Raw genomic sequence first — 20,484 nt, forward strand, 5'->3', positions numbered from 1 at the left:
ACCCCCGGTCATCGCCGTCGGCCGGGGGCCGCTGTCGTGCGGGGCTGCAGCGCATACTCGCTGCCCTGCCGGGAGGGTGATGCGGCACCAGGGGGGCGCACCGGCGGCACGGTTGTCTCGCGAGCGGCCTGTTCCGCGCGGTGCTGGTGCGGGGCGTGCTCGGCGATCTGCTGCCGCAGCTGCTGTTCCGCGCGCAGTGCGTCGGCGTCGGCGTGCAGGGCCTCGGCGCGGGCGCGCAGTCGTGCGGCCTCGTGCCGGGCGTGGCGGAGGTCTTCGGCGTGTCGGGTGTCGATCTGCCGGGCGAGGTCGGGCAGGTGGGCGCGCAGGGCCGCCAGACGTTCCTGGAGTTCCTGGGGGTCGCGGGGCGGGGTGGTGCCGGTGGTGTGGAGGGCGGTGGCGTAGGGGGAGCCGGTGAGGGTGCGCCATGCCTGGTGCTGTGCAGCCTGGGCGGCGTGCTGGGCGCGCTGCTGCTCGGCCTGGGCGGCTGCCATCTGCCCGGCGGTGGAGGCGAGGAGGCGCTGCTGTGCGGCGCGGGAGGTGCCGGCCGCGCGCAGGGCGATCCGGCCGCGTGCGACCGCTTCCCGGGCGTGGTCGTGGTCCCGGCGGGCTGTCGCCCATCGTCCGGCCGCCCCGGCGCTGTTCACGGTTTCCCGCTGGGCGAGGGCGGCGAGGCGGTCGGCTTCGTCGAGGACGGCGGCGGCTTCACGGGCCGTGCGTGCACCGGGAGAGGGTGCCGCATCCGGCTCGGCGGTGTCTTCTAGGAGGCGGGTGCGTTCGGCGGCGAGGACGGCGGCTGCGGCGGCGTGCTGCACCTCGTCGAGCCGGGCCCGCAGGTGGGTGTCGGGCAGCGTGCCGTGCGGGCGGGTTGTGGTGTCGTTCCAGGCCGGGAAGTGCGGTGCGGGCGGGGCGGTGAGGGGGGCGGGGGCGGGGGCGGGGCGGAGCTGGTCGCTGGCCATGCCCGGGGGGCGGTCCTGCTTGAGGAGGGCGGCGTAGGCGTGGACGGCGCGGTCGAGGAGCTCGGCGTGGGTGCGGGGCTCGCCCAGTTCGGCGCGGGTCTGTTCGTCCTCCAGGGCGGCGGCGGGCAGCCACAGGTGGTTCTCGCTGCGGCCGCGGGTGATGGCCGGGTAGAGGCTGAAGGAGTTGGCGCCCAGCCCGTACACCAGGCTCATATCGGCGGTCAGTCCCTGGGACGCGGCGATCGTCATGGCGTAGCCGAGGGACAGGGCGCCGTGGCTGATCTGGGCGGGGGTCAGCCAGGCCCGCTCGTAGCAGTGGCGGGTGCCGTCGGGTGCGGTGCGCCGCCAGGTGATCTCGACGCGGTGGGCGGGGTCGATGCGGGTGACGACGGCGCGGTAGCCGTTGAGGACGTCCAGGCCGCCGCCGTGGCGGGAGCGGTAGTCGTTGCGGCGCACGCGCACCAGGTCGCCGACCGCGAGGGTCAGGCTCTGGCGGTGCGGGAGGGCGTAGGTGTGGGCGGGGCCGAGTTCACCGGCGGCGCGGCGCAGGGCCTGCGCGCCCTGGTTGAGGGCATCGGTGTCGTCGTTGCGGGCGGCGAGCACCACCAGGTGCGCGAGCATGTCGTGCAGATCGGGCCACCGGCGGCGGGCCTGGTTCCAGGTGGCCAGGAGGCCGGCGCGGGCGTCGTCGGCGGTGTCGGCGGCGTGCACACGGCCGTAGCCGGCGAGCATGCGCAGCGCCTTCTCGCGGCCGGCCGCACCGTCGCGCCAGACCTCGAGCGCGGCGCGTTCGCCGGCGTCCTTCTGGCGGCGGTTGGTGGTGAGCGTCTCGCCGCCGACGATGCGGTGGATCTCGGCGAACCCGCCGCCGGGGCCGATGGCCTGCAGCTGCTGCGGGTCGCCGATGCCGATGACCTTCGTGCCGGTACGGGCGGCCGCGTCGAGCAGGACGGCCATGGCACGGTCGTCGGCCATGGCCGCCTCGTCGACCACGAGCACGTCCAGGCCCTGCAGGCCGGGGCCGGTCTGGATGCGGTACAGGAGGGAGGCGAGGGTGCGGGAGGGGATGCCGGAGCCTTCGGCGAGGTTCTGGGCGGCGACCGCGGCCAGGCAGACGCCGGCGTAGGTGGTTCCGGTGGCGTCCCAGCCGATGCGGCAGGCTTCCATCAGCGTGGTCTTGCCCGAGCCGGCCACCCCGATGACCGCGTCGACACCGTGCCCGGCGGTCAGCAGCCGCATCACCACCCGGCGCTGCTCCGCGGCGAGTTCGAAGCCGTTGGCGACCTGGAAGACCGACACGGCGGCCGCGGCGGCCTCGCCGGCCAGGCGGACCGTGCCGTCACGGAAGCGGGCCCGGGCCTGGGCGACGACGGTCTGCTCGGCGGCGAGGATGTCGCAGGTGGTGTAGCGGGCGGTGTTCGACATCACCGCCGGACCGCGTGACGGCAAAGCGACCGCGTACCCGTTCACGGCCAGGACACGGTCGGCGAGCGCTTCGAGATCGCCGTCGCCGAGCCCGTGCGGGCAGGCGTTGGCGACGGCGGCCAGCAGCTGCGCGCGGGAGAAGGTCTTCTCGTGCGCGGTCAGTCCCGTGTCGGGGGAGAACACCTCCGCGGCGATGCGCCCGGGCGGCGGGACACGGGGCCCGCTGGGACCGTCGTGGGAGAGCCCGTTGCCCGGGCCGGGCGGGCCCGGGGCAGCGGCCGCGACCATCGCGTCGACGTCGATGCCCAAGGCCTCCGCCTGCTGCCGCCAGTTCGCCCGCAGGTCGACGGTGCCGATGTCGTGCTTGGCCCGGCGGGTCTCGGCCGAGACCCGTATTTTCTCGTCGCGGCCGGCGTCCGCGCCGGCCGCGGCATCGACCTGCGCGGCACGCCGGGAAAAGTGCGCACGCACCGAGACGGGGATGCCCACGACGTTCCACGCCCGCGTGGTCTCATCCCGCTCGTACCGCACGCCGTAGCGCTCACCGGCCAGGGCCCGCACGCGGGCCTTGAACAGGGCGTCGAAAGCCCGGGCATGACGGTGCAGATCCATCCCGCCGTTGGCTATCGCGCGCCACTGCCCGTCCTCGCAGCGGGCGAGGTTGGCGATGATGATGTGGACGTGCAGGTGCGGGTCGCCCGGCGTCTCGTCGTCGACCGGCCGGGCCGACTGGTGCTCCACCGTCCATCCCATCAGCCCGCCGGTGGCGATGCGGTGGAGCTCGCCGTCCTCACTCGCCAACCCGTAGCCGATCCACTTCTCCAGCTGGGAGAACGCCTCGCGCTTGGCCTGGTGGACGAGTTGCCGGAACCCCTGCTCGTCGCGCTCGGCGAGCATCGCCCACAGCACCGAGTCACCCTTGGTCATGTCCGTGTCGAGGTCGTACGCGCGCACCCGGACGCTGACCCGCTCGTCCTGGTGAGCGCGCGCTCCGGCGAGTTCGGCGGCGTCGTAGACATCGGCGAGATCGAGGCCGGCGGCACGCGCGATGCGGTGCAGCGTGTCGACCAGGAGCCGGTGACGCTCGCCTTCCCTGGTCACCATCCGTACGAGCGTGGCCCACTTCGCCGCCTGCTTGGGTTTGCCGCGGAAGAGCTCCAGCGGATCGTCGACCCCGGCGGCCGCGGCGGCGGCTTCGACCGCCTCGACCAGCCGCGCGCCGGTCAGCCGGGAGCGCGGGTGCGCCCGCAGCTCCGCGCGCACCAGGCGCTCACCGGTGACCGGGTGGATGCCCCTCGTCAGAGCCCGGGCCGCGTCCTTGCCGGCCTCGTCCAGCACCGTTCCGGGGGTGAGGCCGACTTCCGCAAGGCCTTCGCCGATCCACACCAGGGCGCCGGTCTCGGCCCCCTTCATGCGGTAGTCGACCTGCGGACCTGCCGCCTGCGCGGCCTGCTGGGAGACGCTCTCGGCGGTGCCCTGGACGTAGCAACCGGAATGCTCAGAAAGGCGGTACTCAACCTGCTCGTCGTCCACGATCGCCGTGACCCAGGCCACCTGACACCCCCTTCCCCCAGTACTCTTCAGCGGCGAAACCGCGTACGTCCCCACAGGGGACGTACCTTTGTCCCTCCGCCCCCAAACCATCCGGCCACCAACCACACCCACCAACACGGCTGTTTGTTGTCGGACGACATCTGGATGTCAGTGGCTGGCGACATGGACTGTCAGTGGTCGGCGACATGACTGTTGTCAGGAAGGGCTGACGTCGTCGGCGTCGATGGCACGGAGGCTGTACTGCACGTCATCGGCGAAGACGGCTTGGCCGTCGGCGGTGGCGATGAGGTACCCGGCGTCGACGAGTCCGGCGACGGCATGAGCCCAAGCCGCGTCCTCCCCGAAGGTCACGGAGCCGTCGTGCCATGCCTGGTAGAGGACGGCGGCGTCGATGTCACTGAGGACGTCGCGCTGGAGGGGCCGGCGGTGGGTGCCGTCGGGGTTGCGCCAGGTCTCGCTGTGGTTGCCGGGGTGGAGCGCGTTCATCTGGTCGTCGGTGAGGACGTCCGTGCGCGGGCCGAGGGTGAAGTGCGCGGGGGCGACCCGGCGCAAGGCGTACGGGCCGCCGAGGCTGGGTTGGGCCCAGGCGTGGTCGAGGGCTTCGATGGTGCGGTCGATGTCCCAGTGCAGGCACTCGGCGAGGTAGTCGACGTTGAGCGGGCGGCCGGCGTGAGCGAGGGCATTCAGGACGGCGGTGGCGTCAGCATCGGTGGAGGGGTCGGGGGGCTGCTGGACATGGTGGTGTCGGGGGAGGCAGTAGACCTCTTCGGCGAACGGGGTGAGGTCGGCGGGGTGGAGGTCAAGGTGTCGGGCGAGTTCGAGGACGACGTGCAGGGGCTGGTTGGGCAGGGCGTCGAGTCGGATGTCGTTCTCGTGGACGCCGAGGAGGTCGGCGAGTTCCCAGCTGGTCATGCCAGCGCTGTGGAGGCGGCGGCGGATTTCGGTGCCCCAGCCGCGGGGCTGGCGGTTGCGGGGCGGTGCCTGGTACCAGCGGTTCACAGGCCGCCGCCCTGGTCGTCGAGGACGGTGGCGGTGAGGTGGCGTGCGGTCATCCAGTCGGTGTGGGGGGTGGGACCGGTGCCGATCTGCTGGTCCTCGCGGCAGGCGCCGCGGTGGAGCCAGTGGGGGTGGATGCCGATGCGGCGGCAGGTGCGCAGGATGAGTTCGGTCAGGGTGCGTTCGGTGGCGGCGAGTGAGGGGTCCTTGTAGTTGACGAAGAGGTGGCCGCGGGTGCCGGAGCCTTCGGCGCGGCGGTGGGCGAGCTGGGCGGCGAGGATCTCGGCGGCGTACGGGGGCAGGGGTGTCTTGCCGGTGGTGTGTCCGTAGCTGGGGCACTCGTCTTCCTCTCGGCGGTCGATCTCGGCGGCCCAGTCCGTGCGGAGGTAGGCGGCGTTGTCGCTGAAGGTCGGCAGGTACAGGTAGTGGCCGTCCTCGTCGACGTTGCGGCACAGCACGTGGGCGAACCGGTCGGGGGCGGCCGACAGGAGCAGGGACAGGACGGTGGCGGCGGCCGCGTCGGTGGCGACGGTGGCGCGCAGGGCCCGGCAGACGGTGGGGGTGAGCCAGGTCGGCAGGTGGCCTGCGGGGGCCGGGCCGAGACCGGCTGGCTGCCAGCGCAGCAGGACGCCGCGGCTGAGGAGGGAAGCCTGGATGGCGCGTAGGCGGATGAGGGCGAGGTGCGGGCTGGCGGCGGGGCCGAGGCGTTCGTCGCGGAGATAGGCGTTGAGGGCGCGGGCGAAGGTTCCGGAGCGGGGGGCGGCGAGGTCGTGGGGGTGACGCCGGACGAATTGGTCGGTGCGCTGAGCTTCGGAGCGGTAGACGTGGTTGAGCTGGTCGAAGGTGTCGGCGGCGAGGCGGCGGCGGCAGGCGGCGAGGAAGAGGGGGAAGTCCGCGTCGGGCAGGGCGGGCCAGTCGTCGTCGGGGGCAGGGTCGTCGTCGGGGTTGGGCGGCAGGCTGGTGGCCGGGTCGGGCAGGGGCAGCAGCCGGTAGAAGTCGTCGAGGTGGATGGCGCGCAGGGGCCGGCGGGGTCCGGTGGTGGGAAGCCGTCCGCGGCGGCCGTGGAGGCGGGAGTTGCCCAGACTTTCGAGGGCGTTGCCCATGGTGGTGGCGTCGCGGGGTGAGGACCAGATCAGCCACAGGGTGGCGTCGACGGTGTCGGCGAGCTCGGCGAGACGGACGGCCTCCCTCTCGGAGAGGCGGTGGCCGCGCTCGACGACGATGTGCGCGGTGCGGGCGGCGGTCAGCCAGGCGGCGGCGGCCACCCATGCGCTGCCGATGGTCATGCGCTGGGTGCGGGCGGCGGCCGGGTTCTTGCCCGCGGCGGTCAGGACGTCCCACACCAGGTCGGAGGCAGACCGTACGGGGGTGGGGCGGACGACGATGCACTGGGCGGATTCCAGGGCGGCCAGGCGCCGGGTCAAGGTCACCTCGTCGAAGGCGTCGGTGACCAGGTAGACGGTGCGCCAGGGCCGGGCGGGCAGGGAGAGCGGGTCGGTGCCGGGGAGGGCCTCAGTCACGCAGGCCGCCACCGAGGAGGGCGTACGTGTTGTGCACGGTGGCCTCGTTGACGGTCGTCAGGTTCTGCTCGGCGCACAGAGAGGCGGCGGTGTGGGTGAACACGGCCCAGTCGCGCATGGTGCCGTGTCCGTAGGAGGCGTCGACGTCCAGGAGCAGGGCAGCGTCCGCGTCGGCGTAGATCGGGTGGTAGCGGCGCATCAGGGCGGGGACCTTGGCCGGGGCCAGGGAGGAGAACGGGAGCCGGCGGAAGACGCGGGAGCGGAGCATCGGCTCCTTGGACAGGACTTCCCAGCAGCCGTCGCCGCCGACGTAGAGCAGGGCGAAGCGGGTGCGGGGGTGATCGTGGAGGTGGCGCAGGAGCTCGATGCAGTCGCCGTTCAGGCGCTGGGCCTCGTCCACGACGATCAGGCGCATCGGGGTGGCGAGGAGTCCGGTCAGCTTGGTGGTGAGGTCGAAGCGGTTGCGGGAGGAGGGTGTCTCGGTGCCGGTGAGTTCGCGCAGCAGCTGGTCGGCAACCATGCGCATGGTCGGCCGGGAGGGGAAGGTCAGGACGCATACCTGCGGCCGCTGGACGGCGGGCAGGGCGTCGAGGGCTTCGAGGGCGGCTTCGACGGCGAAGGTCTTGCCGGTGCCGGCCGGTCCGTGGACGACGCCGGTGGCGGCGTTGGTGACCAGGTCGCGGACGATGCGGGCGGTCATCTGGAAGTGGCCGGTGGGCAGGGCGTTCGCCCCGTCCAGGCCGACGAAGTGGCGCGGCATCAGGCCTCCGGGGCGGCGGTGGGGTCGGTCAGTCCGAGCAGGCTGGTGCTGGCCTTCGCCGCCAGTGCCCGGTCGCGGTCGTACTGGGTGAGGGCACAGCCGTCGGAGGCGGCGACCAGCCGGGACTCCGCCGGTGGCGTCCCGTCACCGGTCATCGGCGCGAGCTCGCGCCGGGCGCGGCGCGTGGCCCGGCGTCGTTCGCGGCCCAGGCGATCGGCCTCGGCGCGGGCGTGGGCGCGGAAGGCGTCGGTCTGCTCGGGGGTGAGCTGCCCGGTCGGGTACGCGGTGCATAGGTGCTTGGTGCCGATGTAGACCTCGATGCTCCGGTCGTCGTGCGGCATGTACCGGATCTGGACCCGCTGGCCGCCGCGCCCGTACAGCTCGGGGGCGACGTAGGTCAGGGAGCGGAAGCTGATGCCGTCCTTCTGGATCGTGCGGTCGGCGGCGGCGAGCATCAAATGGCGCAGTTGGTCGGCGCCGATGCGCCGCAGCGGGGCGACGTCGTCCGTCCATGCCTGGAGCGGGATGCGCCCCGCCAGCATGCGGTGGGGGCGTTCGGTGTTGTACCAGCGGGCCCAGGCGGCGAATCGGTCCACGAACCGCTCGATGCGCATCGGCCCGTCGCTGTGGCCCTCGGCGGCTTGCTTGGCGGCGACGGAGTCCTTCACCGGCCCGTACAGCTTCCCGCTCGCGTCGCGGGGCCCGCCGGTGAAGCCGGGGAGCTGGGAGATCAGCGTCTGCTCGATGGTCAAATTCAGGCGCTCCACCTTGCCTTTGCGGTGCGGCTGGAACGGCGGGAGCCGGTGCATGACCACCGCAAGGGTGCCCAGGGCCGCCTCGACGTCGTCGGCCGCGAACTCCAGGCCCCGGTCGATGCGTACGCGCTCGGGGACGGCGCCGAACGGCGAGACCTCCGGCTCGTGCAGCATCGCCATGCGCATCGCGGTGAAAACCGTCCCCGACGTCGGGGTGACGGCGATGGCCCACCCGAGCAGGGCCCGGGTGCCGTCGTCGACGACCGTGGTCAGCCACGGGGAGATCGCCTTGCCCTTCGGCGGGAGGACCACCAGTGGCAGCTGCTTGTGGTCCATCTCCCAGCACCGGCCGCGCAGTGCGTCCGGGCGCCGCAGGTGCACCGCGGCCGCCTGCCGGCCGGACTCGCCGGCCCTCCACGCCGCCTGCTCGGCTGGGGTCAGCTCCTGGCCGAACGCCCGCTGCAACGTCCGCAGCGTCACTGACCGGGCGCCGGCCCAGCCCTCGGCCAGAAACAGGGGCACGGGCGCACCGGCCGTCGTGCCGTCCCCGTCGAGCACGGCCTGGCGGGCGCGGTGCAGGGCGGCGATGTTGCCGCGGTAGTACGCGAATGCCTCGCGGTCGGTCTCGCTGAGCGCGTAACGCGGCCTTGGCTGCCGCACGGGACGGGCGGCCGGCGGTAACAGCCACCGCCACACGGTCCGCTCGCTGACCCCGGCGCTCTGCGCGACAGTGCGCACATGCCCGGCCGTCAGCACCCCGTCGGTCCGCAGCTGCTCCAGCCGGGCCACCGCTGTCCGCCGTACCTCCGCCGCGATCTTCGCCACGGATCGAAGTGTCAGTGGGATGTCGCCGCCCGGACACCCCCGCGGCACCGCCTCCGCCCGAACTGCCGAACCCACCCTGAACCGGTTGCGCCCGGCATACCGCAGCGGCTAGAGCAAGCGGGGTGTCCGCCGCCCGAGACGGCACCCGGCGACACGGCGGCCGGCCACCCGCGACCGACGGCGACATGCCCGCCGTCGCGCTACGGCGCCGCGGCACAGGCGAATCCGTCACCTCGATCGCCCGGCACCTCGACGTCGACCGCTCCACCCTCTACCGCACCCTCGCCGCGTACGACGAAACCGCCGTGACCACCGCCGGAATTCGACGCCTGGCGCACAAGAAAGTGACCGTCCAGCAGACTCCCGCCACTGACAAAAATGGTGTCGCCGAGCACTGACAAACTCACGTCGCCCGACATGAGCTGTGTCAGTAGGTAGACGGAATCTCGCTGGCGTTGACGACACGGAGGCCGTACCGGACGTCGTCGGCCAGGATGGCGCTGCCGTCCTCGATGAGGGTCAGCAGTCCGGTGTCGATCAGCCCGGCGATGGCGGCGCCCCACTCCGCTGACTCGCGGTCGTCCGGGGAGACGCACCCGTCGTAGAACGCACGGAACAGGATCTTGGCGTCCAGGTCGCTGAGGACGTCGCGTCGCAGGGGCCTGTGCGGGCCGTGCCAGCGGTCGTCGTGCTTGGCGGGGTGGAGCCAGTTCATCTGCTGGTCGGTGAGCACGTCCGCGCGCGGGGTGAGGGCGAAGTGGTGGGGGGCCGCGCGGCGCAGAGCGTACGGGCCGCCGAGATCGGGGTGCGTCCAGGCGCGTTCGAGAGCGTCGGCGGTGCGGTCGTAGGCCCAGCCGAGGGATTCGGCTAGGTAGTCGGCGGTGAGCGGGCGGCCGGCGTGGGCGAGGGCGTTGAGGACGGCGGTCGCGTCAGTGGCGGGGCCGGGTTTCCCGGGTGGGTTCTGAGTGTCGCGGTAGCGGGGCAGTTGGTAGACGTCCTCGGCGTACGGCGTGAGGTCGGCGGGGTGGAGGTCCAGGCGGCGGGCCAGTTCGAGGACGACGTTCAGGGGCTGGTTGGGCAGAGCGTCCATGGTGACGTCGTGCTCGTGGACGCCGAGGAGATCGGCGAGCTGCCACGCGGACATGCCCGCGTTGCGCAGACAGCGGCGGAGCCCCTCACCCCAACCGCGGGGCTTGTAGCGCGGGGGCCGGTGGAAGCGGTCGGTCACCGGTCGGGGCCTTCGCCGGAGAGGATCACCACATCCATGCGGCGGGCAGTCATCCAGTCGAGCAGCGCGGCCGGGCCGCCGCCGATCCCGGACACGTCGCAGAAACCGCGGTGGAGCCAGAACGGATTCGCTCCCACGCGGCGGCAGGCCCGCAGGATCACCTCGGTCAGCGACCGGTCGGAGGCGTCAAGGGCGGGGTCCCTGGGATCGACGAAGAAGCGGCCGCGGCTGCCGGAGCCGTCCGCGCGGCGGCGGGCGAGGTGAGCGGCGACCAGCTCGGCGGCGTACGACGGCAGGAGTGTCTTGCCGGTGGTGTGATCGTAGCTGGGGCACTCGGCCTCGTCGTGCCGGTCGAGGTCCCGCGCCCAGCCGGCGCGCATGCAGAGGGCGTGCTCGTCAACGTTGCGACACAGCAGATGGGAGAAGCGGTCAGGGGCGGCGGCCAGGCGCACCGACAGCACGGTGGCAGCGGCCGCGTGGGGGGGGGCGACGGTGGCGCGCAGGGCCCGGCAGATGTCGACCGGCCAGCCCGAAGCTGCCGCTCCACCAGCAGCACGTCCGAGTCCACCACCAGCACCGCCACCTCCGCCTGACCTGCAGCAATCAGCCGGAACCTCTCCAGACGGGCCAGCGTTCATGTCCGGACCACCCGGTCAGCGGCCTCACCCTGAAGCCGATACCACCCCGCCGCCGTGCCCGTCGTGCGCAGCAGCGATGATGCCCCGTGGCAACCAACCTTGAACTCTTCGCGGACTACTTCCAGATCCACGTCCTGCACGACGAGTCCGAGGGCGACCTCAGTGACGTATGGACCGAACAGACCGTTTCCGACGGGCTTGGCGTCACCAAGGACGCCCTGGCCATCGGCACCGCCGTCAACGTCAACGTGGCAGTCAGCGTCGATGTCCTCGCGGAACAGCCCGTCGACGACAGCGACGACTTCGACCACGTGGTCGAGGCAAGCCTCAATCTGACGTCCGGACGTCTCGTCGTGCTGGGCTGTACCGACCACTTCCCCGATGCGGCACGATTCGAGATGCCCCGCGGGTGGACCCGCATCCGGGCCTCTCGGAGGAACCTGGCCGCTGCCGTGCACGCGGACATCGATTCAGACCAGACCCCCGAAACCACCGAGCAGGTGCGACTGCAAGCCTGGCCGGCCCCGTACTCCGAGCCGAACATCACCAAACGATGGACCCACTCAGCCGCGTAATTCTCCTCTGGCACTCGTCTGGCACTCGTCCTTCGTGTTCACCATGTCGTCGCACACGAAGGACTTCCCCGCCTCCGGACACCGCACCCCAACGTCTCCACCACGAGTGTCGTCAAGCCCTTCGTTCCTGTTCTGCAGAACGTCGCTCAACACCCCACACACCACCGACCACTTGTCCACGGACATGTTCGTGTCGCCCCGCACACGGTATGTGCCAGAAGGCAGACGGGCGGGCGGAGCGCCGAGTACACGCACACCGCACCACACGTCCTCGGCAAGAACAGCGGCACCGCCCGGCATTCCCGGTCTGCACCGGCCCCGGGCACTCGCCCACAACCGGCCCCAGCTCGTAGCCAGTTCAACTCCAGCCCCATTCAGCTCCACCAACGACCCGCCAAAACAGGAGAACCCTGCTGTCCCCCACCCGACCGCACCGCACCCGCTCAGCGGACGCAGACGACTCCCGTCACCCGCGCACACGGAAGGGGCTCCTGCAGGAACACGGAGCCGCCCGCGCCCCGCCTCGGGACCGGACCGACGTGGCCCGCCGACAGGTGTCACCCGTCCGCGCGGGCCGGGGATACCCGGCCGGCAGGGACGCACGTCCAACGGCCGGGCCGGGTGGGAGGGTTGAAGGGACTACGATGCGCGGCTATGGCGACCCAGGACGAGATCATGCAGCGCATCGACCAGATACACGCGGCCCGCCAGGAAGCGATCCGGCCCCTCGCCGCCGTCATCGCCGAACGGCAACGGCTCCTGACAGCCCTCGCCGACCTCACAGAGCCCTACCGCCAGTCCTACACCACAGCACTCACAGCCGGATGGACCGAAGGAGAACTCCTCCTCATCGGCGCCGAGAAACCCACCAAACACCCCAGAAACAAAAACACCCGGGGCCGCAACACCGGCCGCACCACCGGCCGACGACACCCCCACACCCCGCCAGCCGACACCAACACCCCATCCCAACCAGCCACACCAGCGGCGTCAACGGAACCGACAGGGACTACGCGGCCGGCCAGCCCCGCAGCATCCACGCAGAACAGCACACCGCAGACCACCGCAGACACCGCATGAGAAAGGATGCCGGCCACCGGACGGTCACCGCGCGGCGGCCGGCCAGCAACACCACAAACACGGGGCCCCCGCCCACAGAGTGACCGGACGACACGGCCCGACCCGCACCGCAGGGCCCGTGCCCGCCCACGGGAGCACCACCGCGAACCCGACCGCGGTGACGCGCTCTGCCGGTACGGGCCGGCTCTCGCGAGACCCGCCGCATTCGGCAGCAGGTGGCAGTACGCTCCGGGCGCCGACGGGAATCCGACGGCCTGCCGGCCCTGGGTCCGCCGCGGCGCTCATGCTGCGCCGAGGTCGACCACAGCGCGGAGCCCTGCGAAGGCTGCGGGGCCGAGTGGTTCAGCGAACTCCGCTTCCCGCCCGGCGGCCAGCACGTGACCGACGCTCGGGGTGTCACCACCCGCGGGGAAGTACTCGCCCTGGTACGACAGGCGCGGCTGCATCTTCGTCGGCCCCGCCACCGCAGCCGCCCTCGTCAGCCGGCTCCGGACATGACCGCCTGAACAAGTCCTAGACTCTGCCCGTGTCCGACTGCCGAGATCCTTTCAGTGTCTGCTACCCCGCTCTTCTGCCGTGGGCGCAGCCTTCCCGGCAGGACGATCTGCCCCGTGCTGTGCGGGCCGCCGTGGAACGCTCGCTGGTGGTGCTGTGGGGCCACATAGACCCGCAGAAACCGGCGACTGACGCTGACGTACAAGCGATCGTCGCCGCCCGTGACGCGTACGTCCAGGGCTGGTTCGACGCCGTGATCCGCCCTGCTGCCCACTACCCCACGAACAACAACCGGGGATGGCCGTCCTCACTGGGAGCGTGGCTGGATGCTTCCCAGAGCCACGGCCGGGGCAGAGCCTTCCGTCGCACCATCGCCGAGAACCTCGACTTCTTCGCCAGCTTCCCCTTCCGGGAGACACTGGAACTGGTCGAACACGCCGAGCAGACCGTCCGAAGGACGACGGGAACTCCCCGGCAGCGGGCTGCCGATGCCACCGCCGGAGCCCTGCAGTGGGCGTGGGCCCGTCACACCGACAGACTCGGCTGGGACGACGCCGAGTGGTATCAGTACGTGCAGGTGAACGAGCTGATCGGCTGGACAACAGCGGCACTGCAACTCCCCGGGGCAAGGCCGTCCCGGGCCGCCGGCCGGGTGGAAGAGATCGCTGGACAGAAATGGCACGACTGGTCACCGCGGACATCGGATGAACTACCGGCACCATTCATTGCCCAGGCGGCACAAGCCGTGGCCGACTGCGTGAACACAAGCACGGCCCCGCCGACACCCACGACTCCGGAGAAGAAGACCAGCAGCCAGCCGAGACCCGAACCGGCGTCGACTGCCCGAGGGGTTGCCGACAGCGGGAGGGGGATGGGGACGGGAACGGCACCTGGTGACGGTTCCGTCGGTGGGTTGTCCGTTGCCGGGGCGGGGCAGAGTTGATTCCTGATGACCGGTCCGAGCGACTGTGTCTCGTTCGGACCGGCCTGCTCTCACTACCGTCGGCAGAAATGCGCCGGTCAGGTGTGGGTTGCTCCTTCCTCGACTGCACCGCCGAGGAAGGAGGCCCACTCATGGGGGCGGAACCCAGGGCGGGGCCGCCGGGGTTCTTGGAGTCCCTGACGGCGACGATGCCGCCGGTCTCGGCGATTTCGACGCACGCTCCGTTGCCGGAGCTGTGGCTGCTCTTGCGCCAGCGGGCGCCGTTGGGTCGGCCTCGCGGGCAGGCCGGCCGTGGTGGGTGTTCATGTCTGGTGCATCTCCCTTGCGATGTCCTCCAGGACGGCGGGGGTCTCCTGCGGATCGGGTCCCGCGGCTCGTACGAGGTCGAAGGTCTGGATGAACTTGCGGACATCACGTTCCTTCTCCAGGTACACGTTTCCGGCGATCGAATCGACGTATGCGATGGTGGGCGCCTTGGTGCCGAACTCCATGAGCGCGGATGTCAGGCCGGGGTGAGGGTGCGAATCATGGCGGTCATGACCGGTGCGTCGTCGAACGGCTTCGTCTGGCCGATGGCCGTGTAGCCCCAGGTCTCGTACAGTGCCTGGACTTTGGGGTGGGCGCTGTCGACGAGGAGGGTGGCGCGTTCCTCGGGCCGGCCGGTGATGAGCTCGTCGTGGAGGCGGGTGGAGGTACCGGTCTTGCGCCATGGGGGGCCGACCATGACCTCGGAGACGGCGAACGTGCGGCTGCCGGTCTCGTGGGTGAACTCGGGGGTGAGTCCGGCGACTTTCGACCACCACGCGGAGCCGGCGGGGAGCGGGGCGCCGTAGGCGAACCCCACGGCCTGGTCGTTGTCGTAGCCGATGGTGCAGAGCCATCCCGGCCGCTGCGACCAGCGGTCGACGAACCAGGCGAACCGCTCCGGGCTGTCGAACTCGCCGCGGTCCTCTGCCCCCGCGTAACAGTCCTCGTGGACGTCGAGGAGCAACTGGCGGAGTTCGGTGGCGTGGGTGTGGTCGTAGCGGCGCAGGAGCACGGTCAACGGCTCGTCCCTTCAGGCGGTGGCGGTGCGGGGGCGGTCCGCCCAGGTCCGGGCGGCGGTGGAGCGGGGTGCGGTGGTGTTGAGGGTGGTGGTGAACTCGCGCAGCAGGTGGGAGGTGCGGCCGGTGGTGGCGGCCGGCATGGCGATGACCTTCAGCGCGGTGTCCACGGCCTCCTTGGCATCGCCCTGGGCCAGCTGCTCGGCGGCGGTGTACGCGAGGTACAGCGCGCGGTTGCGGTGCTGGTCGGGGCGGAGCGCGCTGACGCACCGGTAGAAGCGCGCTTCGGCGTCGGCGTGGCTGCCGGCCAGGCCGAGGGTGATGCCGGTCAGTCCGTCCAGCTCGCCCTCGGTGTAGAACTCGATCCAGTTGGGGCGGTGGATGTCGTCGGGGGCCTTGGCCAGGGCGGTCTCGGCGAAGCCGGTGCTGCGGCGGGCGGCCTGGTGGTCGCCGAGGCGGGCGTGGGCCAGGGCGGCGCGGGCGTGAGCGAGGGAGGCGAGGAGGCTGTCGCGGCGGGCGGCGCCTGTTGCCCGGCTGGCCTGGGCTGCGGCAAGTGACTGGCTGTACGCGCCGGTCTGGTTCGAGAGCATGCTCATGAACACCCAGATGCGGAACTGGGCGCCGCTGTCGCGGGCCAGTCCGGCGAGGGTCATGGCGCGTTCGAGGTGCTGCTGGGCGCGTTCGGGGGTGCGGGCGTCGAGGCAGGACCAGGCGGCCAGGCCCATGCAGTCGGCGGCGGCGGAGTACAGGCGCTGGCGGACCTGCTCCGTGGCAGACTTTTGCTGCAGGTCGAGGGCTTTCCTGGCACCGGCCAGGGCCGCGGCCTCCATGGCCTGGTGGCCTCCGCGCTGGTCGTCGAGCACGGTGAGTCCGGCGACGTGCTGGTGCAGGCGGCGGACATCGCTGGCGCCGACGGCCGGTCGGGTGGCGAGCAGGGGGACGGCGACCGCCGCGGCGGTGCCGGTGGACGCGGTGACGAATACGCGGCGGAGCACGGCATCTTCCTCCGGGCGTGCGGACGGGTGAGCGAACCCTAGGTCGGCGACGGGCCGGCCGCTGACCCGGGTGAGGGCGACGCGCTGAATGGCCCGGGGCCACTGGATTTCGCCCGAGCGCCATTTGCGAATGGTCCCTTCCGTCAGCTTTCCCACCCTGCCGGTGACGGCACCGATCTCGGCGTTAAGGGCCCTGGCCAGAGCGGGAGAACTCAAGTCCAGTTCTTCCATCCACGCGATGAGTTGGGTGTTGCGCTGCCGTGCGGGTCGGGTGCTCACGGGGCCCACGGTAGGCCTGGGGGTGCCTCCAGGCCGGTCACGGGAGGGTCAAGTCGATAGGGGGTGCGCGAGGAGAAATCCGCGATCCGATAGGGGCACTTGGGCGGCTGCGGCGGTTGCCTACTGCGTACAACTCCCCCGCAGGGGGCCGCCGGTGGAGTCTGGGCCCGGCGGCCCGCTGCCCTCCTTCTGATCCGGAGAGCTGGGCAGATGACCACTACCGCCCCTGCAGCCACGACGGCCGGCCACTATGTCGCCCGCGCGGACGGACCCGAGGGCCAGGCGCCGCTCGATGTGGAGCAGATCCGGCAGACGATCGACGATGCGCTGCGCCCGGTCGTCGAGGGCACCCGCGTGGAGCCCGACGAGGCCACCGGCACCATGACGGCGCTGGCCGGGCACGTTGCGCTGCTGCTGCCGATCGCCGAGGCCAGATACCGCGTCCTGCGGCCGGACGGTGCACCCTACAAGGGGGTACTCGCCGCCGACTTCGACTCCCTGCAGCGCCGTCTCGGCTACGAACGGCCCTCGCCCCAGGACTACCCGCTGAACGCTGTGGTGTGGATGTCCGACCTGGCCCGCCACTGCCGGACGCTCCTCGACCTTGCCGTCGACGACGCGCAGCAGACGGCCGAGAACCCGCACGCCGGGGTGGACAGATGAGCAGCGGGATGGCCGAACTCCCGGTGCGGGACGCGCTCGCAGTGCGCCCACGTCGCACACCGACCGGTACGGCACTCGGCCTCCGGTCGCGCTGAACCCCGGAGGCGGGGGGCGCCTCCCCCCCCGTAGCCACCGGGGCTCCATCTGACGGGCCTCGAAGCCCAGTCATCTCTCAACCGCCCGACGAAGGGATTCCCAATGACGTACGACAGCGGCACCTACGGAGAGCGCACTGCCGACGAGTACGACGCCCTGTACAGCGACTTCGTGCCGCCGGCCGCGCAGATCCGGTTACTGGCCGAACTGGCGGGCACCACGCCCGCCGTGGAGATCGGCTCCGGCACCGGACGCGTCACCCTGCCGCTGGCCGAGCGTGTTCCAGTCTTTGCGGTCGACGCGTCCGAGGAAATGACCCGTCAGCTCGCGAAGAAAGCCGGTGATCTGCCTGTCACCCCGATCACGGCTGATGCCGCCCACTACGTGGCCGGCAGGCGTGTGGATCTGGTGTTCGCCTGCTTCAACACGTTCTTCCTGCTGGCCTCCGAGCAGGTCCAGCGGGCGTTCCTGCGCAACGCGGGGCGCATGCTCACCGACGGCGGCACGCTGCTGATCGAGACGTTCGTCCCGCGGCCCGGCCAGCGCCTGCCGGACGGGCCCCATCCGGGGGTGTTTCCCAGGCAGCGCAGCGTTGTCTCGCTCAAGCGGCGGACCGTCGACACCGTGGTGTTCTTCGCTGCCGAGCATCACGACGCCGAGCAGGAGTTCCACTACAGCGAGGTCGTCTTGCGCGACGGGGAGCCGGTGCGTGTGCTGCCCGGCCAGATGCGCTACTGGCAGCCCGAGCAAATCGACGTTCTCGCCGGTGAGGCGGGGCTGTTGCTGCGGGAGCGGTGGGAGGACTGGGACCGCAGCCGGTACGACGCGGCCACGAGTGCCAAGCACATCTCCCTCTACCGGCTCGCCGGACAAGGCCAGTAGTAGATGCGACGGCCGCCACGCCCTTGGGCGAAGGGTGCGGCGGCCGTCGCATGTCGTCAGGCAGGGGTACTGTGCCGGTGGGCGGCTTGAGCTGCGAGATCGCGGCAGAAGACGCCGAAGTCCAGGCCGGCCTCCGACAGTGCCATGGGGTAGGTGCTGGTCTCGGTCATCCCGGGGGCGACGTTCGTCTCCAGGACGAAGACCTCCCCGGCCCCGGTGACGATCGCGTCCGTGCGCGAGAGGTCCAGCAGCCCCAGCGCGGTGTGGGCGGCGACCGCGACCCGGGCAGCCTCCTGCGCCACCTGGTCCGGGAGACGGGCCGGGCAGTGGAACTCCACCTTGCCCGGGGTGTAGCGGGCGGTGTAGTCGTACAGACCGTCCGCGACGATCTCGACCACGGGCAGCGCGCGCGGCCCGTCGCCGGGATCGGCCACCCCCACCGCGATCTCCGTGCCCGTCACGCGCCGCTCGATCAGCGCCTCGTCGTGGTAACCGAAGCACGCCATGAGGGCCTGCGGCAGCTGCTCGGCCAACTCCACGCGGCTCACCCCGAACGCCGAGCCGCCGGCGCGGGGCTTGACGAACAACTCGGGTCCCAGCCGGTCGACGATACGGGCCGTCAGCTCCGCGGCGCCCAGGTCGTGGAACGCCTCCTTCGGCAGCGTCACCGACTCCGGCGTGAGCAGGCCCGCCCGCTGAAGGACCGCCTTGGCGGTGGTCTTGTCGAACGCCGTGCGGCAGGCGTGCGGCCGGGCGCCGACGTAGGGCACCCCGGCCAGCTCCAGGACCTCCTTTATGGCCCCGTCCTCTCCGGCGATGCCGTGCAGCACGGGCCAGACCACGCCCGGCGGGTCCTGCGCCAGCGCGGGCAGCAGGTCCTTGTCGACGTCGCGGAGTTCCACCTCGACCCCGGTCCGGCGCAGGGCGTCGGTCACCCGCGCCCCGGAGCGCAGCGACACCTCGCGTTCCGGTGACAGCCCCCCGGCGATGACGACGACGCGGTTCAGATCGCTCATGCTCACTCGTTCCATTTGGCGGTCAGGGGGCATCTAGGACTGGTCCGGGCCGGGTGTCTGCGGCCCCGGGCTGTGCGGGTGCGCGGTGGTGCCGAAGGTCTCCCACAGCTGCAGCTCGCCGCGGATCACCCCGGCCAGGGTCCGTACGCCCTGGGCGATGCGTTCCGGCGGCGGGTAGCAGTACGACAGGCGCATGGCCTGCTGCCCGGTGCCGTCGGCGTAGAAGCCGGTGCCGGGCACGTAGGCGACCCTGTTCTGGACCGCCCGGGGCAGCATCGTCTTCGAATCCAGGCCCTCGGGCAGCGTCAGCCACACGAAGAAACCGCCGCCCGGCCGCGTCCACGACACCCCCGCCGGCATGTGCTCCTCAAGGGCGCCGAGCATCGCATCACGCCGTTCGCGGTACATCTCCCGGAACTGCTTGAGCTGTTCCTCCCACGGCTGGGTGCGCAGATAGCGGTCCACGGCGAGCTGGGCGAAAGCGGAGTGGGACAGCATCGCGCTCTCGGCGGCCAGCACCAGCTTGTCCCGCACGGCGGACGGTGCCAGGGCCCAGCCCACCCGCAGCCCCGGGGCCAGCGTCTTGGAGAACGACCCCAGGTAGACGACATCCGCGGGGGCGTCGGCGCGCAGCGCCCGCATCGGCTCTCCCTCCAGATGCAGCAAGCCATAGGGGTTGTCCTCCAGCACCAGCACCCCGGCCCGCCGGCACACCTCAAGGACCTCCAGCCTGCGCTCCGTGGCCAGGGTGACCCCGGCCGGGTTCTGAAAGGTGGGCACCGTGTAGAGCAGCTTCGCCCTCCGCCCGGCACGCTCCAGCCGGGCGAACGACTCCGCCAGCGCCTCGGGCAGCACGCCCCGCTCGTCCATGTCCACATGAACCGCGCGGGCCTGGTACGCGGCGAACGTGCCCAGGGCGGTGACGTAAGTCGGGCCCTCGGTCACCACCGTGTCGCCCGGGTCGAGGAACACTCTCGAGACCAGGTCCAGGGCCTGCTGTGAGCCGACGGTGACCACCACGTCGTCCGGGTGAGCGTCGATGCCCTCGGCGGCCATCACCGTGCAGATCGTCTCCCGCAGGCTCGGATCCCCCTGGGCGGATCCGTACTGCAGGGCGACGGGCCCACGCTCCGTCACCAGGTCGGCCATCATCGCCGCGACGGCCTCCATGGGCAGCGCGGACACGTTCGGCATCCCGCCCGCCAGTGACACGATCTCCGGCCGCGAAGCCACGGCGAACAGCGCCCGTACCTCGCTCGCGACCATCCCCCCGGCCCGCTGCGCGTAGTGGCCGAGCCAGGGATCGACCCGTGACCCCCCGGATGGTTCATCCGACTGCATCCGCCCGCTCCCTGTCCGTCACCGCTGGGGCACCCGACACTACTGGCCCGCACCTGGCGGCGCGCCGCATCGGTGTGACGCTTTGCGCCGGACACACGTGTCAGCAGCGACCGGAACAGATGTGCGCACGGCTCGGTCCCGAACTTCCGCGACCGCTGGCCGACCCAGAAGCGCGCCGTGGTGGCGGGCGCCGGAGACGAGCTGCGGATCACCACCGCCACCGGACGCCAGTGGCACCGGCTACGTTGCCGGTTCGTCCGGGCCGGCAGGAGGTTGACCACCGGATCACCGGCGTCCCCGTCGTGCTGAACACCAGCTACAACCAGCAAGAACCCATCGTCGAGACCCCCGCGCACGCCCTGGCCACCTTCCAGGCGTCCGAGCTCGACGCCGTGTGCATCGGGGACTACCTCATCGAA

Annotated in this window: 18 protein-coding genes and 2 pseudogenes; 7 read left to right on the plus strand and 13 right to left on the minus strand. The window is 71.8% G+C overall.

Annotated features, from left to right (window positions below; translation table 11 throughout):
* Nucleotides 1-8: 8 nt before the first annotated feature.
* The 5 genes from mobF to ACFP1Z_RS28575 all read right to left on the minus strand — a co-directional run bounded on the left by mobF (nt 9) and on the right by ACFP1Z_RS28575 (nt 8,791).
* Nucleotides 9-3,935 carry a MobF family relaxase gene (gene mobF, locus ACFP1Z_RS28555; RefSeq protein WP_390320560.1) on the minus strand — a complete coding sequence of 1,309 codons (3,927 nt, stop codon included), beginning with the start codon at nt 3,933-3,935 and terminating at the stop codon, nt 9-11.
* 195 nt (nt 3,936-4,130) lie between these two features.
* Nucleotides 4,131-4,847, minus strand: a complete 717-nt coding sequence (locus ACFP1Z_RS28560) for a hypothetical protein (RefSeq protein ID WP_390320561.1) — start codon at nt 4,845-4,847, stop codon at nt 4,131-4,133.
* Nucleotides 4,848-4,930: 83 nt separating this feature from the next.
* On the minus strand, nt 4,931-6,451 hold the full coding sequence (locus tag ACFP1Z_RS28565; protein WP_390320562.1) for a hypothetical protein: 1,521 nt from the start codon (nt 6,449-6,451) through the stop codon (nt 4,931-4,933).
* Nucleotides 6,444-7,211, minus strand: coding sequence for an AAA family ATPase (locus tag ACFP1Z_RS28570; protein ID WP_390320563.1), 768 nt, complete (start codon nt 7,209-7,211; stop codon nt 6,444-6,446). Before ACFP1Z_RS28570 ends, ACFP1Z_RS28565 begins: the two co-directional genes overlap by 8 nt.
* Nucleotides 7,211-8,791, minus strand: a complete 1,581-nt coding sequence (locus tag ACFP1Z_RS28575; protein ID WP_390320564.1) for a Mu transposase C-terminal domain-containing protein — start codon at nt 8,789-8,791, stop codon at nt 7,211-7,213. Before ACFP1Z_RS28575 ends, ACFP1Z_RS28570 begins: the two co-directional genes overlap by 1 nt.
* Nucleotides 8,792-8,913: 122 nt before the next feature.
* Between ACFP1Z_RS28575 and ACFP1Z_RS28580 the strand changes: the two genes are divergently transcribed.
* Nucleotides 8,914-9,189, plus strand: coding sequence for a helix-turn-helix domain-containing protein (locus ACFP1Z_RS28580; protein WP_390320565.1), 276 nt, complete (start codon nt 8,914-8,916; stop codon nt 9,187-9,189).
* 29 nt (nt 9,190-9,218) lie between these two features.
* On the opposite strand, the gene ACFP1Z_RS28585 is transcribed toward ACFP1Z_RS28580, so the two are convergent.
* Both ACFP1Z_RS28585 and ACFP1Z_RS28590 read right to left on the minus strand, forming a co-directional pair.
* Complete coding sequence (locus ACFP1Z_RS28585; RefSeq protein WP_390320566.1) at nt 9,219-10,019, minus strand: hypothetical protein; 801 nt, start codon at nt 10,017-10,019, stop codon at nt 9,219-9,221.
* A complete protein-coding gene (locus ACFP1Z_RS28590) occupies nt 10,016-10,471 on the minus strand; it encodes a hypothetical protein (protein ID WP_390320567.1) in 456 nt (151 codons plus the stop codon). The genes ACFP1Z_RS28585 and ACFP1Z_RS28590 overlap by 4 nt, the downstream gene beginning before the upstream one ends.
* Before the next feature lie 272 nt (nt 10,472-10,743).
* Here ACFP1Z_RS28590 and ACFP1Z_RS28595 point away from each other — a divergent pair, with 272 nt between their 5' ends.
* From ACFP1Z_RS28595 to ACFP1Z_RS28605, 3 genes are all read left to right on the plus strand, one after another.
* The gene (locus tag ACFP1Z_RS28595; protein ID WP_390320568.1) at nt 10,744-11,232 is read left to right on the plus strand and encodes a hypothetical protein; all 489 of its coding nucleotides are present in this window, start codon (nt 10,744-10,746) and stop codon (nt 11,230-11,232) included.
* Between the two features lie 654 nt (nt 11,233-11,886).
* Nucleotides 11,887-12,312 (plus strand): hypothetical protein, encoded by a 426-nt coding sequence (locus tag ACFP1Z_RS28600; RefSeq protein ID WP_390320569.1) that lies wholly within the window; start codon nt 11,887-11,889, stop codon nt 12,310-12,312.
* A gap of 526 nt (nt 12,313-12,838) precedes the next feature.
* Nucleotides 12,839-13,750 (plus strand): hypothetical protein, encoded by a 912-nt coding sequence (locus ACFP1Z_RS28605; RefSeq protein WP_390320635.1) that lies wholly within the window; start codon nt 12,839-12,841, stop codon nt 13,748-13,750.
* Nucleotides 13,751-13,949: 199 nt separating this feature from the next.
* Here ACFP1Z_RS28605 and ACFP1Z_RS28610 read toward each other — a convergent pair.
* The 4 genes and pseudogenes from ACFP1Z_RS28610 to ACFP1Z_RS28625 all read right to left on the minus strand — a co-directional run.
* Nucleotides 13,950-14,111: pseudogene (locus ACFP1Z_RS28610) on the minus strand (DUF397 domain-containing protein); the annotation flags it as partial.
* On the minus strand, nt 14,053-14,241 hold the full coding sequence (locus tag ACFP1Z_RS28615; RefSeq protein WP_390320570.1) for a Scr1 family TA system antitoxin-like transcriptional regulator: 189 nt from the start codon (nt 14,239-14,241) through the stop codon (nt 14,053-14,055). The pseudogene ACFP1Z_RS28610 and the gene ACFP1Z_RS28615, both read right to left, overlap by 59 nt.
* Nucleotides 14,242-14,252: 11 nt before the next feature.
* The gene (locus ACFP1Z_RS28620; RefSeq protein WP_390320627.1) at nt 14,253-14,789 is read right to left on the minus strand and encodes a GNAT family N-acetyltransferase; all 537 of its coding nucleotides are present in this window, start codon (nt 14,787-14,789) and stop codon (nt 14,253-14,255) included.
* Nucleotides 14,790-14,807: 18 nt separating this feature from the next.
* The gene (locus ACFP1Z_RS28625; RefSeq protein WP_390320571.1) at nt 14,808-15,788 is read right to left on the minus strand and encodes a hypothetical protein; all 981 of its coding nucleotides are present in this window, start codon (nt 15,786-15,788) and stop codon (nt 14,808-14,810) included.
* A gap of 489 nt (nt 15,789-16,277) precedes the next feature.
* Between ACFP1Z_RS28625 and ACFP1Z_RS28630 the strand changes: the two genes are divergently transcribed.
* Together ACFP1Z_RS28630 and ACFP1Z_RS28635 are read left to right on the plus strand one after the other, a co-directional pair.
* Nucleotides 16,278-16,730, plus strand: a complete 453-nt coding sequence (locus tag ACFP1Z_RS28630; RefSeq protein WP_390320572.1) for a DUF6415 family natural product biosynthesis protein — start codon at nt 16,278-16,280, stop codon at nt 16,728-16,730.
* A gap of 198 nt (nt 16,731-16,928) precedes the next feature.
* Nucleotides 16,929-17,708: a class I SAM-dependent methyltransferase gene (locus tag ACFP1Z_RS28635; protein WP_390320573.1), complete on the plus strand. Its 780-nt coding sequence runs from the start codon at nt 16,929-16,931 to the stop codon at nt 17,706-17,708.
* Nucleotides 17,709-17,764: 56 nt separating this feature from the next.
* Here the strand turns inward: ACFP1Z_RS28635 and ACFP1Z_RS28640 are convergent, their stop codons facing one another.
* Both ACFP1Z_RS28640 and ACFP1Z_RS28645 read right to left on the minus strand, forming a co-directional pair.
* Nucleotides 17,765-18,724: a D-alanine--D-alanine ligase family protein gene (locus tag ACFP1Z_RS28640; RefSeq protein ID WP_390320574.1), complete on the minus strand. Its 960-nt coding sequence runs from the start codon at nt 18,722-18,724 to the stop codon at nt 17,765-17,767.
* 33 nt (nt 18,725-18,757) lie between these two features.
* Entirely contained in the window at nt 18,758-20,065 is a 1,308-nt protein-coding gene (locus tag ACFP1Z_RS28645; RefSeq protein WP_390320575.1) for an aminotransferase-like domain-containing protein, read from the minus strand.
* A gap of 119 nt (nt 20,066-20,184) precedes the next feature.
* On the opposite strand from ACFP1Z_RS28645, the pseudogene ACFP1Z_RS28650 reads away from it, so the two are divergent.
* Nucleotides 20,185-20,475: pseudogene (locus ACFP1Z_RS28650) on the plus strand (carbamoyltransferase C-terminal domain-containing protein); the annotation flags it as partial.
* Nucleotides 20,476-20,484 lie beyond the last annotated feature (9 nt).

This window comes from Streptomyces gamaensis (assembly GCF_042656465.1).
Lineage (GTDB): Bacteria > Actinomycetota > Actinomycetes > Streptomycetales > Streptomycetaceae > Streptomyces > Streptomyces gamaensis.

Coding starts and splice junctions, on each gene's coding strand:
- ACFP1Z_RS28640 (WP_390320574.1), bottom strand. CDS start 18,724: ATGAGCGATCTGAACCGCGTCGTCGTCATCGCCGGGGGGCTGTCACCG.
- ACFP1Z_RS28600 (WP_390320569.1), top strand. CDS start 11,887: ATGGCGACCCAGGACGAGATCATGCAGCGCATCGACCAGATACACGCG.
- ACFP1Z_RS28645 (WP_390320575.1), bottom strand. CDS start 20,065: ATGCAGTCGGATGAACCATCCGGGGGGTCACGGGTCGATCCCTGGCTC.
- ACFP1Z_RS28630 (WP_390320572.1), top strand. CDS start 16,278: ATGACCACTACCGCCCCTGCAGCCACGACGGCCGGCCACTATGTCGCC.
- ACFP1Z_RS28570 (WP_390320563.1), bottom strand. CDS start 7,211: ATGCCGCGCCACTTCGTCGGCCTGGACGGGGCGAACGCCCTGCCCACC.
- ACFP1Z_RS28615 (WP_390320570.1), bottom strand. CDS start 14,241: ATGGAGTTCGGCACCAAGGCGCCCACCATCGCATACGTCGATTCGATC.
- ACFP1Z_RS28560 (WP_390320561.1), bottom strand. CDS start 4,847: ATGACCAGCTGGGAACTCGCCGACCTCCTCGGCGTCCACGAGAACGAC.
- ACFP1Z_RS28635 (WP_390320573.1), top strand. CDS start 16,929: ATGACGTACGACAGCGGCACCTACGGAGAGCGCACTGCCGACGAGTAC.